General features: G+C 59.0%; 18 protein-coding genes. 5 read left to right on the top strand and 13 right to left on the bottom strand.

Features of this window, described 5'->3' with window-relative positions:
• Positions 1–53 precede the first annotated feature (53 nt).
• Positions 54–1166 (bottom strand): dockerin type I domain-containing protein, encoded by a 1113-nt coding sequence (locus tag NW843_RS08465; protein ID WP_414407424.1) that lies wholly within the window; start codon positions 1164–1166, stop codon positions 54–56.
• 165 nt (positions 1167–1331) lie between these two features.
• Between NW843_RS08465 and NW843_RS08470 the strand changes: the two genes are divergently transcribed.
• Both NW843_RS08470 and rpmB read left to right on the top strand, forming a co-directional pair.
• On the top strand, positions 1332–1694 hold the full coding sequence (locus NW843_RS08470) for a hypothetical protein (protein WP_414344659.1): 363 nt from the start codon (positions 1332–1334) through the stop codon (positions 1692–1694).
• 24 nt (positions 1695–1718) lie between these two features.
• Positions 1719–1955 (top strand): 50S ribosomal protein L28, encoded by a 237-nt coding sequence (gene rpmB, locus NW843_RS08475; protein ID WP_414373986.1) that lies wholly within the window; start codon positions 1719–1721, stop codon positions 1953–1955.
• 39 nt (positions 1956–1994) lie between these two features.
• Here rpmB and NW843_RS08480 read toward each other — a convergent pair whose 3' ends face one another.
• Complete coding sequence (locus NW843_RS08480; protein WP_414522662.1) at positions 1995–2723, bottom strand: pentapeptide repeat-containing protein; 729 nt, start codon at positions 2721–2723, stop codon at positions 1995–1997.
• A 254-nt stretch (positions 2724–2977) separates the two neighbouring features.
• Here NW843_RS08480 and gshB point away from each other — a divergent pair, with 254 nt between their 5' ends.
• Entirely contained in the window at positions 2978–3925 is a 948-nt protein-coding gene (gene gshB / locus NW843_RS08485; RefSeq protein WP_414522663.1) for a glutathione synthase, read from the top strand.
• 398 nt (positions 3926–4323) lie between these two features.
• Here gshB and NW843_RS08490 read toward each other — a convergent pair whose 3' ends face one another.
• The gene (locus NW843_RS08490) at positions 4324–4944 is read right to left on the bottom strand and encodes a biotin transporter BioY (protein ID WP_011432681.1); all 621 of its coding nucleotides are present in this window, start codon (positions 4942–4944) and stop codon (positions 4324–4326) included.
• Positions 4945–5408: 464 nt separating this feature from the next.
• Complete coding sequence (locus NW843_RS08495; protein ID WP_414522664.1) at positions 5409–5891, bottom strand: ABA4-like family protein; 483 nt, start codon at positions 5889–5891, stop codon at positions 5409–5411.
• Between the two features lie 721 nt (positions 5892–6612).
• Between NW843_RS08495 and NW843_RS08500 the strand changes: the two genes are divergently transcribed.
• Entirely contained in the window at positions 6613–6876 is a 264-nt protein-coding gene (locus NW843_RS08500; protein ID WP_011432677.1) for a sulfiredoxin, read from the top strand.
• Here NW843_RS08500 and NW843_RS08505 read toward each other — a convergent pair.
• From NW843_RS08505 to NW843_RS08520, 4 genes are all read right to left on the bottom strand, one after another.
• A complete protein-coding gene (locus tag NW843_RS08505; RefSeq protein WP_011432676.1) occupies positions 6862–7551 on the bottom strand; it encodes a response regulator transcription factor in 690 nt (229 codons plus the stop codon). The genes NW843_RS08500 and NW843_RS08505 overlap by 15 nt on opposite strands.
• Before the next feature lie 190 nt (positions 7552–7741).
• Positions 7742–8530 (bottom strand): ABC transporter permease, encoded by a 789-nt coding sequence (locus NW843_RS08510; protein ID WP_414522665.1) that lies wholly within the window; start codon positions 8528–8530, stop codon positions 7742–7744.
• A complete protein-coding gene (cobA, locus tag NW843_RS08515) occupies positions 8527–9309 on the bottom strand; it encodes a uroporphyrinogen-III C-methyltransferase (protein ID WP_011432673.1) in 783 nt (260 codons plus the stop codon). Before cobA ends, NW843_RS08510 begins: the two co-directional genes overlap by 4 nt.
• A gap of 64 nt (positions 9310–9373) precedes the next feature.
• Positions 9374–10168, bottom strand: a complete 795-nt coding sequence (locus tag NW843_RS08520; protein WP_011432672.1) for a sirohydrochlorin chelatase — start codon at positions 10166–10168, stop codon at positions 9374–9376.
• A 142-nt stretch (positions 10169–10310) separates the two neighbouring features.
• Between NW843_RS08520 and NW843_RS08525 the strand changes: the two genes are divergently transcribed.
• Positions 10311–11264, top strand: coding sequence for an asparaginase (locus NW843_RS08525; RefSeq protein ID WP_414522666.1), 954 nt, complete (start codon positions 10311–10313; stop codon positions 11262–11264).
• Between the two features lie 4 nt (positions 11265–11268).
• On the opposite strand, the gene NW843_RS08530 is transcribed toward NW843_RS08525, so the two are convergent.
• The 5 genes from NW843_RS08530 to NW843_RS08550 all read right to left on the bottom strand — a co-directional run bounded on the left by NW843_RS08530 (position 11269) and on the right by NW843_RS08550 (position 15185).
• Positions 11269–11955 (bottom strand): DUF3318 domain-containing protein, encoded by a 687-nt coding sequence (locus NW843_RS08530; RefSeq protein WP_414522667.1) that lies wholly within the window; start codon positions 11953–11955, stop codon positions 11269–11271.
• 324 nt (positions 11956–12279) lie between these two features.
• Complete coding sequence (locus tag NW843_RS08535) at positions 12280–13038, bottom strand: hypothetical protein (protein ID WP_414522668.1); 759 nt, start codon at positions 13036–13038, stop codon at positions 12280–12282.
• A 66-nt stretch (positions 13039–13104) separates the two neighbouring features.
• Positions 13105–13644 (bottom strand): 5-(carboxyamino)imidazole ribonucleotide mutase, encoded by a 540-nt coding sequence (gene purE, locus NW843_RS08540; RefSeq protein WP_414522669.1) that lies wholly within the window; start codon positions 13642–13644, stop codon positions 13105–13107.
• Between the two features lie 14 nt (positions 13645–13658).
• Positions 13659–14750 (bottom strand): L-threonylcarbamoyladenylate synthase, encoded by a 1092-nt coding sequence (locus tag NW843_RS08545; protein ID WP_414522670.1) that lies wholly within the window; start codon positions 14748–14750, stop codon positions 13659–13661.
• 24 nt (positions 14751–14774) lie between these two features.
• Positions 14775–15185 carry a YihY/virulence factor BrkB family protein gene (locus NW843_RS08550; protein ID WP_414522671.1) on the bottom strand — a complete coding sequence of 137 codons (411 nt, stop codon included), beginning with the start codon at positions 15183–15185 and terminating at the stop codon, positions 14775–14777.
• Positions 15186–15270: the final 85 nt, after the last annotated feature.

Below are 15270 nucleotides of genomic sequence, written 5' to 3' on the forward strand. Positions count from 1 at the left end.
GCAGGGCTACCGAAAGCCCGCCCCGTACTGCGAAGCAGTCAGGGCCGGGTAGTTTACTTGGGGATCTCGATGGTTACGTTAGCCAACTGCACATCGTCATGATCCACCCAGGCTCCACCGTGCCGGATGACTGTATCACCTCCCAGCGGCACCGAGATGTGCAGGGATCCCCCGAAAAGGGGAATGCTGATCGGCACTTGGGGACCACGGGTGACCATGGGGGGCTGAATCAGGGTTTTGCCGGTGCGCAGGGTAACAGTGTTCAGGCCCAGGCGCAGAGGTTGCAGCGGCAGGGGAATCTGTAGGTTATCTCCCCCCAGGTGAATCTGCTCGATTTCCACCCCGTTCAGAATGACCTGCATGGGAGACATATTGGCACTGGGGATCCGAGATTGACCGGCCCGATAGGCGGCAGCTGTATCCAACCCAATCAGGGATCCAATCCGCAAAACCGGTGGGCGCGAAGGCAGGCGTTGCAAAGTGAAAGAGCGGGTCATCTCCACCCCTTGGGCAGGGCCCAGAAATTGCCCGGCAGCAGCCGATTCCGGCGAGTACTGGTTATCGCCCAGGCGGATGACATTCGCCTCCAGCACCAAAGTTGTGTTGGGATCCCAGCGCTCCAACTGCAGTTGCCAAGGCCGATCCCCGCTGGCTTGACCGTTGCCTGTACTTTGGGAATAGGGCAAGTAATTTTCCAGCCGCGCCACCAAAATTTCTTCTGCCGGCAGCGGCCCTGGCAGGCGAAACCGACCCTGGGCATCGGTGCGCACCGAAATACCCGCCCCCGGAATGGCCACCTCCGCCCCGGCCAAGGGCTGCCCTGTCAGCCGATCCACCACCTGTCCCGAATAGGCGGAATCCAACTGCACCTGTCCTGTGGGCACATCCGTTGCTGCCTGAATGCGCTGCTGCAACACTTGCCAGTCGGCTTCTGTGATCCGTCCATCCTGGTCGACATCGGCAGCTCGGATCTGGTCGTCGGTCAATCCCCGTTCTCCCCGCAAGTAGGCCCCCAACAGGTTGAGATCCTGCACCGTCAAACGGCCATCCCCATCCAGGTCGCCCGCCTGAAAGGGCTGCGCGTGGGCAAAAGACACGCCTATCCAACCCAGGCCCAGGGATCCCAGTAGCAAAAGAGAATGAGCCAAACAGGAGACCCTAAACATGGCAACTCTCCTGGGAGTTGTTCATGTTCTAACGTAATTCACCTCCTCGCAGCAGGGCTAACCGAGCCGGTGTAGAGTACTCTTGAGCGCAATTTTGCCGGTTCGCCTTTGGCTGCAGGAGCCGAAAACTTAATGGTAGAATAACCGTGGTGGCTTGCCTGTTCTATGGCTCGATACTCTTGCGTTACCCAGCTTGTGGGCTCAGCCGAGCAGCTCAGCGAGTCGATCCGCGCTGTTTTGGAGCGCTGCCAACTCAATATCCTCCACAACAGCCTTGATTATTGGGTGGCCGGCGAGCCTCCCGGAAAAAATCCCCACACCAAACTGGTGACGGTGGAAGTGTTTGTGGATCGCACCCGTCAGGCTGCCGACGGCTCTGTACAGGTGACCTGCATTGCCAAAAATGAAGAGCTGCCCCTAAAAAGCGTTAACCACTGCCAACAAACCTTTGACCGACTGAAGGCAGAGCTAGCCCAGTTGCAAAGTCAACTTCAGCTTGCTGCCCAACAAAAAGATGCCTTACGATAGCTAGGCTGAGTTTGCTTTGATCCCATGGCGCGTCGCTGCCAACTAACCAACAAGAAACGCAACAACGCTTTTGCCATCTCCCACTCCCACCGGCGCACCAAGCGCCTGCAGGAAGTCAATTTGCAGTGGAAGCGCATCTGGTGGGAAGAGGGTAAGCGGTTTGTTCGTCTGCGCCTTTCCACCAAAGCCTTGAAGACTCTCAAGGCCAAGGGTATAGGAGCCATGGCCCGGGAAGCCGGGATCGACCTCAGCCGGTTTTGAGCTTTCTCCTCAGCCCAGTTGTGTCTGACAGCTCCAACCTCACAGCAAGCCAAAAAGCTTACGCGACTTGGGCTGCAATCCCGCCAGCAAGGTGTTGAGGGTATCCCGTTGGGTAAGCTCGTTGGTGCCGCTGGCCCGCTCGATTAAGAGCTTGCGCGTCTCATCGGAGAGCTTGGCATCGGTAAAATCGGCTCCACTGAAGAGCGTGTTTTCAATCTGAGCATCCTGTAGGTTGGCCCCCACCAAAATGGCCTGTTCCAGGTTGGCAAACTGAAGCTGGCAACTCACCAAGGCGGCCTGGGAGAGGTTGCAGCGAGATAGGTTAGCCTGGCGGAAGTCGGCGGCAAAGAAGTTCCCCTCCGCTAGGTTGGCAGCCACCAAGCTGGCTTCGCGAAAGATGGCATGGCTGAAACGGCCCCCCTGAAAGCTGCTTTTGTCCAGTTTGGCGGCGGTAAAGTTGCTGTAGTCCCCCAGAGCCTGGCTAAAGCTGGATCCCCGTAGATCTGAGGCGGTAAAATTGGCCCGCTCTAGCTCAGCGCGGCGAAAGTTGCACAGACGTAGGTCGGCTTGCTGCAGGCTGATCGAGCGCAGGTTAGCCCGGGTCAAGTTGGCTTTGGGCATCTGGATGCGGTCGAACAGGCCCCGCGAGAGGTAGGCATTCTCCAGGTTGGCACCCAACAGGGAGCGCCCCTCACGCAAGGCTTCCAGCAAGTCCCGCGTGGTTTCAATGCGAACCGGCTCTGAGGGTTGAGAAGGGGGAGCACTCACAGATGGAGCATTCCTCACAGGTTAGGCCAGAAATCCGGTCAACCCAGCCGAGAACTGAGGGCCAACTGGGGATTCCACCTATCAAGCTAACGTTTGCGTCGCCTGTCGAGGTTAAGAGGATGTTAAAAAGACAACCCTGCATCGAGCTTTCCAGAGGGGGTCTTCTCTTGTGGAAACAGCCTGCCAGCAGAGCACAATCGGCTCCGATTTGTTGCATACTCGGGGCAGCCTTTCGTCAGTGAACCACACCTCCCATGCAGGTAGCTTTTATTGTCGATCCATTGCCTCAGTTGCAGGTGGGCCATGACACCAGCATTGCCCTGATGGAAGCTCTGCAGAAACGGGGGCACCGCATTTTCTGCCTGGGCCTGGCGGATCTCTACTGGGATCAAGGGGAAACGTGGGGATCCCTTGAGGAAATCCGGTTGGATCTGAAGGCGGATCCCTGGTATGAGGTCAAAGACCAGAAACTGCTGCCCCTGAGCCAAATGCAGGCGGTGTGGATGCGCAAGGATCCGCCGGTGGATACGGCCTATCTCTATGCCACTTACCTTTTGGATCGTCTCTCCCCCAACCGCACGCTGGTGCTCAATCATCCTGCCGGGATCCGCTCGGCCAACGAAAAGCTCTATGCCCTGCAATTTCAAGAGTGGATCCCGCGTACCCGCGTCAGCAGCAACAAACGCCTGCTGCGTCAGTTCGTCGAACAGGAAGGACAGGCGGTGCTCAAGCCCTTGGGTGGCAAAGGTGGGGAAGGGATCCTGAGGGTCAATGCCGGGGATCCAAACCTCAACTCGTTGATTGAAATGAGCACCCAATTTGGTCGGCTGCCCGTGATGGTGCAAGAGTATTTGCCACAGGCGGCGGCAGGAGATAAACGCATTTTGTTGCTGGAAGGAGAACCTTTGGGCGCCGTCAATCGGATCCCTGGAGAGGGAGATTTTCGGGGCAATGTTGCTGCCGGCGGTCGAGTGGAAAAAACCAAGATTACCGAAAAAGAACGGGCTCTCTGCGGGGCTTTGGCGCCGGTGCTCAGGCAGGAGAAGCTGTATTTTGTCGGGATTGATGTTATCGGGGAACGACTAACCGAAGTGAACGTGACCAGCCCAACAATGCTGCGAGAACTCTGTCAGTTGGAAGGAGTTGACCTGGCAGATCAAGTGGCTCAGTGGCTGGAAAAGAAGGTGCCCGTCAAGGGCTGAATGACTACCCACCAGGATGTTTCTGGGATCCGGCGCGTCTGTTGCCTGACGGGGTTCCCGTCTATTTAGGGAGTCTATAGAGATCAAATTATAGCTTGGAATGACCATAGTAGGTTGAGTTCAACTTTTTCCGGTCGGCAGATAGAAAATAAAAAGCCCCACAAGGGGGCTCTGCCGCGACCAGTCAGCGACTTATAAAACTCTAGAGCAATATAAAGAAAAGCTCCATGAATAGGCCGTATTGAACATCGCATTGAGCACAGTTTTTAGAATCTCAGAAAAAAGGCCAAATCCTCGGAGCTGTTATCTTTTTTTTAGATTTTCCGACCCGAGGCTAATCCCAGGCCCCTTCTGCTTTGCCGGAGCGGTCTTTAGAGTTGCTGCTCTTGCCCAGTGGGCTAGGAGTCTGCCGGTGGCCTTTCCCGACCCACCCAGCGCCAGATGGTGGGCAGCAGCACTGCCGCCAGTCCGCACTTCACCAAGTCTCCTGGAATAAAAGGGAAGACCCCCTTGTTGAGGACGGCCAAGATCGAGGTGGGCTCAACATTCTGGTTCAGCCACACCCCTAGCCAAGTGGCTCCTAGCAAAAAAATCAGAGCCGAGCAGGACAACATCGCCAGCGCCATCTTCCAGGGGTTGCGATCCACGCCCCAGCGCTCCACCAACCAACCCATCAGCCCTGCAGCCAGGGGAAAAGCCAACAGGTAGCCCCCCGTCGCCCCGGCCAAGTGGCCAAGCCCGGATCCGCCACCGCTGAAGAAGGGCAATCCCAGGATCCCTTCCAGCAGGTACACCAGCAACGTGAGAAAGCCCAGCCGTGCCCCAAAGCCTGCCCCCACCAGCATTACTCCAAAGGTTTGCCCGGTAATCGGTACCGGCGTGAAGGGCAGAGGGATCCGCACCTGAGCCAAGGCAGCTACGAACAAACTTCCCCCCAGAACCAGCAGGAGATCCCGAGTTCGGGAAGGGCGAGGCAGAACAGTTTGCGCCAAGGGTGTGTGAACAAAGGTAGCAGTCATGAGAGGTTTGCACTCCTGTTTACCCGAAGACTGAGCTTGAGGCCCCGTCCCATCGCTGCGCGGAAGCAAGCCAGTAGGGCGGGGAGTATGTCAGGGTTTCAGAATACAAGAATTCGGTTACCGAAAAACTGGGTTTGAAGCCCCGCCCTTTAAAGCGGCTTTGTGCTACGCTGCCTGCAGTGCCAGGGTAGTCAGCCGCTCTCGCCCACAGCAGCACAGGGCGCATTGTTCGCGTAAACGGGCTGTAGGCCCTAAACCCGACAGCCTGACGGTTGGATCCGACCTCAGTGGGTTTTGTGGTTGTTGTTTACAACGGCACCTAAAGGCACTCGGGAACCACCCTGTGTGCTGGCGAGTACGTAGCGCTGGGGAGCTGCGTGGCAGCAACGTTGAGGTCGAGGATGATCCCACGCTGCTCATTTTGCACCCTGTGCATCGGAAAGAGCCATAAAGCCAAGCAGGGGCTAGATGGATTCTTGCGGCACTTCTGAGCCTTTTTCAGGTTGAGCAACACTGGGCCGGTTCTGGCGAGTTGCTTGTACAATCGCCACCGTAAGCAAATGGGAGAGCAGACCCACAGGCCCGGCAAACAAGCACAAAATCAGAGAATGGGTTGTCCATACTCGCTTATCCCACCCTTCCAAAAAGATCCAGCGGCCCACAAACAAATCCATGACGATGTAGTGTACCCATCCCGTCGCCATAACAGAGGGTTGACTGAATAGGCCAGTTAGGCTGGTCAGAGACAGTTGAGGGTTGGAAAATTCCTTGAGAACATCGGCATTAAACCCGGTGACCAAAAGATACAAATAAACCGCCGCCAGAAGAGCGATGGGCAAAAGCGATTCCATCACCTTGCGGGTTACCTTCCAACCCGGCAACAGAATCATCATTGCCCAAAAGGGCAGAGCAAACCAGTTGGCCCCGTTAAAGATCATCTCCAGCATGCTTGGAACCCCCAACGCTACCTGTCTATTATCGGCCCAATGCCCCCTGGGGATCCCTGCAGTAGCGGGTGGAAATGGATAGGAGTTATTCCTGACTTGCCCTGAAGTTTTTTTCTGGAGCCAGAGGGATCCCGGTCGCTATTCCGGTTGGCGGAGCCTAGCAGTCGCAATGGAGCTGACCGCACGGCCACTGTCGGTGGTGGCAGCAATGCAGGAAATCCGGGATCCAGTGTCGGTCATGGCCCAGAAGCTGCTGATGCTTTTGGCGGTAGAGGTGGGTTGAGCCGGGCCGATGGGGGATTCTACTGCCACAGAGTCTGGGGATTTCTCCTGAGAAGGGAGCAACACCACAGGTTCCTCACCCCGTTGGGCTGCTGCAACTTTTGGGGCGGAATGTTCTGGTGTGGGCTCAGGGGCTTCTTCTTTGCGGGCGGCCTCTGCAGCAGGGACATTCCGGGGAGAGGGCTGCTGAACCAGCCTCTTGTCAAGGGGTGGTCGTGGCGCGGCAGCGGGGGGTGCAGGGGGGGCTTGGCCGGCGATCTTTCCCCATAAGGCTTTGAGGAGTTGCCACATGGCTGGGTTGGCTACTGAGGGAGAGAGCAGTGAGGAATGGTGTTATCCTGCCATGCTCTGGCCTGAGAATCCATCCCCTCTGCCAGTCTTGATAGAGCAAAGTCATAACGAGTATGATTAAGTAGCTTGCTTAGGGAGAAAGTTCAACATGGCGCAGATTCGCGAGATTCCCCTTGCCCAAATTCGCCGCCCTTTGCCGCGGCAAACGGATCCGGATAAGGTGCAGGCGCTGATGGCTTCCATTGAAGCAGTCGGCCTACAGGAGCCCATTGAGGTTTTGGAAGTGGAAGGGGAGTATTATGGGTTCTCCGGCTGCCATCGCTACGAGGCATTTGTCCGCTTGGGCAAGGAGCGGATCCCCTGCCGGGTGCGAAAAGCGCCACGTGCTGTTTTGAGGCTACACCTGGCCTGAGAGGGATCCCTTCTGGCCCGGCTCCTCTTCGGCGGTGTAGCCCCGTTCGTAGGCAAAACGCACCAGTTGCGAGCGATTTTCCAAAGAAAGCTTGCTGAGGATGTTGGTCAGGTGAGTTTGCACAGTGCGCGGGCTGATGAACAGCTTCTCGCCGATTTGCTTGTTGGTGAAGCCGCGAATGACTTCCCGAAAGACCCGCTCCTCAGCAGGGGTCAGAGGCAATTCGGGTGGGGTGGGGCGGGGGTCCGCTTCGGGTTTTGGCTGGGACTGCTGTTGGATTAGCCGCAAAATTTCCGATTGGGTGCGGCGGGAGCGTTCAATCTGGGCCTCGATTTTGGCCACCAACTCCAGGGGTTCAAAGGGCTTGATGATGTAGTCATCCGCCCCCCGCTCGTAGCCCTGAACTCGGTCATCGATCTCTCCCCGCGAAGAGAGAAAAATGAAGGGGACGAGCTCGCCGCCGCGCTGTTGGCGCAGCTGTCGGCAAAACTCGAAGCCGTCCATTTCCGGCATCACCACATCTGAAACCACCACATCCGGCTGCTCTTGGGCAAACAGACGCAACCCTTCTACACCCGAAGCGCCTGTACAAACCCGATAGCCATGCTGAGTCAGGTGGCGGCTCAGCACCTTCAGGGAGAGGGGATCGTCATCTACGACCAGTACACGCTTCATGAGGACTCGAGGAGGCTGTTAGGGAAAAGGGTAAAGCGCTATTCACCTGTTATCTGTCGCTATTTTAGGGAGACGGACAGGATTCGTCATTTGGCTGGGGTGCCTTGACCCATAATAGTGGTTTCAAGGGTGGCCTGGTTGAAAGCTGAAGACTACGGTAGCTGTGAAATGAGGGACTGAACCTGGCCCTCTAAGCTCCCATTCCCGAGTACTGTTGCAAGCCTTTGCGCCACAACCAGCGGTTAGCCAGCCAGAGCAGGCCCGTCCAGGCCAGGCCCATGCCAAAGCCGCCCAGAATATCCACCGGGATCCCTGCCCAGAGGCTGGCGGGAAAATGCACCAGGTAGGGGAAGGGTGTCCAGGCCAAGACCTGGCGCACGGGTGGTGGGAACACCTCCAGAGGAGCGATCACCCCCGAGAAAAACAAGTACACCAAAAAATGGAATTGCTCCAAGGCCGTCACCCGTTCCACCCAAAAGGCCAGCAGCGCCAAGGTGTACTGCATGAGAAAGCGCAGGGCAAAAGCCAGGAGAATGGCCAGGGATCCCAGCCCCACCTGTGCCCAAGAGGGGATCCAAAAGGCACGGGGGTAGAGGACGAAGAAAAGGGCGATTAAAACCAGGGTAAAGGGGAGACGGGCCAAGCGCTCCATCAGGTGGCTGGCCACATGGTGCCAAGCGGGATCCAGAGGCTGCAACAGGCGAGGAGATAATTTGCCTTCGACCACCTCTCGCTCAAAGTCCCAGATGACCCAGACGATGGTGAACTGGCGCACCAGGAACACCGCCAGAAAGTAGCGGATGAACTCCAGAGCAGACAGCGAGAAGTCTCCTGAGCGGGCTGCCTCGCTCCACACCCCCATCATGATCAGGGGCAGGGATCCGGCCAACACCCACAGGATCAGCTCGGCCCGGTACTCCAGCATGTAGGCGTAGTAGGCGGAGAAGAGGGCACCCAACTTGCGAAAGAAGGCGTTCATGGAGATTCCGGTTGCGCAAGCGCTGCGGAGCAATACGAGACTGGCGGACGCAAAGTGGGCAACAAGCTGGCCAGGCTGACCACCGCTCCCACCACAACAATTGAAGGCGGTGCTACGGGCGAGGGCTGCCCAGCCAGAGTCTGCAGGCGGAGCAGATGAATCTCTTGCTCAGGGGTGGTGCCCCAGCGGATCAGGGCAACCGGGGTATCGGGAGCTTTCCCTCCGGCCAACAATTCAGCGGCAATGTGGCTGAGGTTGTGCATGCCCATGTAGATCACCAGGGTTTCCACCGCCCCGGCCAAAGCCCGCCAATTGACCTGAGGGCGGTATTTCCCTGCCGCCTCATGTCCGGTAACAAAAGCAACTGAGGAGCTGAGGTCGCGATGGGTGAGAGGGATCCCGGCATAGGCGCTGGCGGCAATGCCCGCCGTAATTCCCGGCACCACCTCCACCGGGATCCCGGCCTGCACCAGAGCCAACATCTCCTCGCCGCCTCGCCCAAAGATGAAGGGATCCCCCCCTTTGAGCCGCACCACCACGGCTGCCGTCCGAGCTTTCTCCATCAGCAAGGCTGTGATCTGCTCCTGGGGCAAGGTGTGAGCGCCGCAGTGTTTGCCAGCATAGATCCGTTCTGCCGTCGGCGGGATCAGCTCCAGGATGGAGGATCCCACCAGAGCATCGTAGATGACCACATCCGCGTGGGCGAGTAGCGCCTTTCCCTTCACCGTCAGCAGCCCTGGATCCCCAGGCCCTGCCCCCACCAAATACACTTTGCCCATCTCAAGTCCTGGTCGCGTCATTGCTGTTGGAAATATCCATTTTGAGGGAACGGGAAAGATTCGGCTATTCCAGCGCCGGGCTAAAAGCCTGGAGTGTCTCCACAATGGCCTGCATCAGTTGAGGATCCCGCCAGAGGGGCGGCTCCACCTGGATTTGGAGCAGAGGCCATTCCCGCTGTAATCGCTGAGCCTGTTCTTGTAGGGCGCGCAGCAGACCGCCTGGAAAGAGAAAAAACGGCAGCACCCGTAGACGGCACTGGCTAAGGCGCAAGCAATGGATCACGACCGCTTCTAAGGTGGGGGACTGGGCAGCAAAAGCCACATGCAAGGGGATCTCGGGCAAGCGCCGTTGCACAGTTTGGATCCCTGCTTGGAGCTGGGCGGCAAACCCCGGCAGACGGCTGCCATGGCCAAGCACAATCCAGGCATCTGCCCGTTCGCCGGATTGCCTGAGCGTTGCAGAGCAAGAGGGCTGTGGAGCCAGAATGCGAGCCACCAACAGATCCAGGAGGGCCGGGTGCTGGCCAATGGGGGGTGTTAACCGGATGGGCAGGCGCGGCCAGCGAGCTTGAACCTGCTTCACCGCAGCCGGTAAATCCTCTTCCACATGGGATCCCTCGCCCATAAACAGCGACAGCAGCACCACTTGATCGGGAGATCGGCCTGCGCCCAGCCAAGCTGCCAGCCGTCCTTGAATCTGTTCGGCCAGGGTGAGAGGCTGACCTTCCAACTGGGCCAGCTCCACCGGCTGGGGAGCCAGCTGCTGCTGCACCCGGGCCAACAAATCTGCCAAAGCCTGCTGATAATCGGGATCCCGGCTGCCGTGACAGACCAAAAACACCAGGGGATTGGAGGACATGGCAGAGGTCAGGGATCCGAGCGGAAGGGTTCCATTTTGCTACTTTAGGGGATCCCGCCAACTTCTCGTGTAGGATCTGCGCGTATGATTTGAAGAGTACACACCCTCTTTCCCAGCTTCGTCAGCCCTTTCCCAGGTTTTCATGTCATTTGAGAATCGTTCCACCGCCCCTGAACTCTTAATCCATGTCTTGCGGGAGGGGTTGACCGAATCTATCCATCATTGCCAAGCTGTCGTGGCCGATAGCCGCGGGCGTTCTCTGGCCATAGCCGGCAACAGCACCACCCCCGTCTTTGCCCGTTCTGCCCTCAAGCCTTTCCAAGCGCTGGCCATGCTCTCCACCGGCATCCGCGAGCGCTACCGCCTCAGCGAGAAAGATATTGCCATCATGTGCGGATCCCATCAGGGCACCACGGCTCATGCGCGGCAGGTGTTCAGTATACTGTGGCGGGCCGATCTGTCTCCCGATTTGCTGGTCTGCCCCACCCCACCCGGCAAGCCCAGCCCCCTGTGCCACAACTGCTCCGGCAAACATGCCGGCATGCTTATGGCCAGCCGCGCCCAAAACTGGACCTTGTCAGACTACGCCCAGCGGCAGCATCCGGTGCAAGCCCTGGTGCGGGCCAAGCTGGCGGATTTGCTGCAAATGCCCTCGGAAGAGTTTTTGTTTGCGCGGGATGACTGTGGGGTGCCCACCTACCAATTGCAACTGAACCACCTGGCTTCTCTATTCGCCCAACTGACCGCCGGCGAGCGGCCCGACTTGGAATCGGTAGCACGGGCCATGACCCATCACCCGGAGATGGTGGCCGGACAGGGGTGTTTCGACACGGAATTGATGCGGGCCACTCAAGGGGATCTGGTGAGCAAATCGGGTGCTGAAGGGATCCAATGCATTGGCCGGGTAGGGGAAGGCATGGGCCTGGCCATCAAGGTTCAGGATGGAGCTGCACGGGCCAAATATGCTTTGGCTTTGCACCTGCTGCAGCGCATGGGCTGGATCCAGCCTGCCGCCGCCGAGATGCTGGGGGAGCGCTTCCTTCGCGTCGGCCCCTACACCCGCCTCGAGGTAGAAGGGGAGCTGCGCATGCCTTGAAGACTCAGCGCTGGAAGGGGTTTTGGTAAGGATTGGGGCCGGGGTTGGAGCTCTGGCCTTTGTTGCGGTACTTAGGATTGATGGTCAAGGTGCCGGATCCCAAACCCCGCTGCGCCAAGAACTCCAGGTTGCGGCGGCGCATGGTGGTGTCGTAGTCGTTCTTGACGCGATCTTCGAGGATGGCCACCTGCTGCAGCGCGCTCAGCAAGATAGCAGCAGCTTGCTCGGAGGTGTAGCCATTCTGGGAGGCATAGCGCACGGCAAACTCGTCGGCTGCTACCTGGGCCTTCTGGCCCTTCTCCGCTTTGCGCAACAGAAACACCGCTGACGCGGCCAAGCCTGCTGCTAAGCCAACGCCGAGGTTATCTCCCATCTGCAGCTCTACCAAAATGCCCATGCTGCCGGCCCCGATCAAGGCGGGATACAGCAACAACGCCGACCAGTTATCCCCCAAAGCCAGCTCTGTGGCCATCACCGCTTCTCGCAAGAAGTAGATCTTCTGCTGGTCAGGGCTCAGCTTCTGCCAACGGCTGAGGTCAATGGCGAAGCGAGAGTATTTCTGCCAGGGAAAGCGCCACAGCGGCTGCACAATCCGAGACTGGTCGGGGGTGCCGATCTCGATCTGCACTTCAGGGCGGATCTCCACTGGGAGAAACTGGATCAGGCGGTCAAAGTCGGAAATGGTATACATGCTGGCACAGTGCGGCTAAGGGAGCGGCTGGAGAGGATTACCCATGGTAAAGGATTCTAGCCTTCCTTGCAGGCCAGCTCCAAGCAAGCTTTTTGCAATAGGGCTGGCGGCAGAGGGACAAGCCTGAGCCTAGATGGAAAGGGGGTATGCCGCGTAACATACTCCCGACCCTGTAGCTAGCTTCCCGCAGGGTTGCTACGCATACAGCGCGGGGCTTCTCGGCGGTTTAGCTAAACCTGAGGTGAGCAATCTATTTGGCGGATTGCCCAAGGGACTGAATTTATCATCCCAGTCAAACCCTTGAGGACCAAGACAGCCGTTATCTTAGTTTGAAGAGGGATCCCTGCTGGGGTGTTTGAGATTGGTCAAATCGTTGAGGCGGCGCAGGATCCCCCATCCCTGTAGGGCCTCCAGCAGGGCTTCCCGCACAACCGCTACCGTCTCTTGGTCGAGGGCCAACCGCAGATAATCCACCGCCAGCCGGGTTTGCTCGGGATCCAGGTGGGACATTAAGCTCTGCAAGCGGCGAACGCCCGCCAGCCGTCGGAAGGGATCGGGAGAAGCAATGTCGCTGAGGTCGCGCTCCAATTGAGACCGTTGCCGCTCTTGTCGGCCCCTGAGCCACTCCCCAAACAGCAGCGACAACAAGGCTAGAGTGGCCAATCCCTGTAGAATGGCACCGGTGGCCAGCCAGCGTTGGGTGGATTCTGCCCAGATGGAGATGAGGGTGTAGGTGCCCAAGGTGGCGGCTGCTCCCGAACCAATTGCCAGCAAAAGCCAGCGATCCGCCTGCCGAAACCAAGCTCGCCACTCCTGCCAGCGGCGGTTGAACTCAGGGCTGCGCACCCCCTGTAGCCCCAACATCACCAAGGTGCCCACCCCCAGAGAGAGCGCCAGCCGCCCATTCCAGAAGGCCAGCCCTGCCAACGCCAAGGCCGACAGAGCCAAAACCCGCCACTGCGGCCCCGATAGGATCCACAGAGCAACTTGGGATCCCGTCTCCACTGCCCCACGCCCCACCCGCTGCAGATATTCTGGCCAGGATCCCTGGCCGGAAGAAGGGCGACCCGATTGATGCTTCACCGATGGCAACTCCCAAAACTCGGCCCTATCTGACCCTTTGCAAGCGGCAAGATAGATCAACGCTCCTTAAATTATGCTCTTATGCTTTATAGAGTCGAGGTAGGCTTTCCACCCTTGGGTTTGCAACTGGTCGTTTTTCTCCTGCACCGCCTGTTTTAGGCTTTCCCGATAGGCGATCACCCGCCGGAGCAGATCGGGATCCCCACTGGCTAGGATCTGCACCGCCAACAGACCCGCGTTGTAGCCGTTGCCAATGGCCACCGTGGCCACCGGGATCCCTTTGGGCATTTGCACAATTGAGTACAGGGAGTCGATCCCCTGCAGGGATGGGCTGAGCACCGGCACCCCGATCACCGGCAGGGGGGTGAGAGAGGCCACCATCCCCGGCAAATGGGCTGCTCCCCCTGCCCCGGCAATGATGACGCGGATCCCTTGGGTATGGGCGCGGCGGGCAAACTCTACCATGGCCTCGGGGGTGCGGTGGGCGCTGAGGATCTGCATCTGGTAAGGGATCCCAAACTCCTCACACACCTGGGCGGCGGGTGCAAGGGTGGGCAGATCGGAATCGCTGCCCATTACGATGGCAACGAGGGGGGAAGGTTCCATATCGCTAAGCGACGCTAACGCGAAAGGCTGCTGGCCCGGCGTAGCCGATCCATCATCGCATAGCCCAACCCCGTCGAGATGGGTGGGGGCTCTGCCAGCAGGAGCGTAGCATCTCCCTCATCCAGTCGGCGCAGGCTGGCAAAGAGGGCGCGGGCGGCTGCCTTGGGATCCGAACCCAAACACTCCAAACTGAAAGTGATCCCCGGCCAATGGCGGGAGAGGGTGTTCAGCAGAGCCTGCGGATCCGTGGCAAAGCTGAGGATGCCCAGGTGGGAATGACCGGTTGTCAGGTGCTGCACCTGTTGCCAATCGCCGGGCTGAAGCTGGGCAAAAGGGGTGGGCAAAAGCCGGAGGGGCTTACTGGGAGCGTAGTGGCTGCTCAGCCGTCCCGGCGCTTCCGGCGGGCCCGTTGTGCCATCCTTGGGGGCCTGTTCTGGGGGCAACCGGATGGGCAACCCCAGGTGGGCCTCCAGGGCTTCCAGTGGGATCCCTCCTGGGCGCAGCAGCGTTGGGATCCCCTCGGGGCTGAGCTTTAGCACGGTGGACTCCAGGCCCACAGCACACTCTCCCCCCTCCAAGATGTAAGGGATCCGCCCTCCCAACTCTGCATAGACGGCCTGGGCTGAGGTGGGGCTGATGCGGCCAAAGCGATTGGCACTGGGGGCAGCCAGAGGGGTTTGCACCGCCTGCAACAAAGCTTGAGCCACCGGGTGAGCAGGCACCCGCAGGGCAACAGTAGGCAACCCGCTGCTCACCAGATCCGGCACGGTGGGACACTTGGGCAGCACCAAGGTTAGGGGCCCCGGCCAGAAGGTGTCGATCAGGGATCCCAGCAGAGCACGGGCGGTGGGAGTAAAAGCCGACACATCCACCAGCCACCCCTGCAGCTGCTCTAGGGTCACCCCAGCCGGCAGATGCAGGATCAGGGGATCGAAGCGGGGGCGCTCCTTGGCGGCAAAAATGTTTGCCACTGCCTGCTCATCCAAGCCATTGCCCGCCAGGCCGTAAACCGTCTCCGTGGGGATGGCCACCAACTGGCCCTGCAGCAAGGCCGCAGCCGCTACGGCAATGTGCTCAGGAGTGGGCGAAAGAATTTCCGTCTGCATCCATAACTCGGATTTGGGGTGGGGCTAGGGATCCCGTTCTGCAATCCATTTTCGCGCCTGGTAGAGGGCGATGTTGATTTGATCCCCAAACAGCAGCGCCAAGGAAGTGAGCCAAACCCAGAGCAGCAGCACAATAACCGCCCCCACCGCCCTGTAGACTTGGTTGAACTGCCCAAAGTGCTCCACGTAAATCCGCAGCCCCCACGACACCCCAACCCACAGTAGGCTGGCCACGATGGCTCCCGGCCAAATCGGCATTTGGGGTCGGCGTAAGCTGGGGCCAAATCGATACAGCACCCAGCAGGAGAAGACGACCAACCCCAGCGAAATCGGCCAGGTGAGGATCCCCCACAAGTTCAACCCCAGCTCTCGCAAGGGATCCAACTGAGTCGGCCCGCCAACTTCCTGCGCTAAGAATCCCGCTTTCCTGTACAAGAAGCGCAAAAAGCTGGCAGTAAACTACCCGGCCCTGACTGCTTCGCAGTACAGGGCGGGCTTAAGGCCTCCGGCCCGCTGGCGC

The sequence above is a fragment of the Synechococcus sp. R5-12 genome (assembly GCF_047502655.1).
In the GTDB taxonomy this organism is placed as follows: domain Bacteria; phylum Cyanobacteriota; class Cyanobacteriia; order Thermostichales; family Thermostichaceae; genus Thermostichus.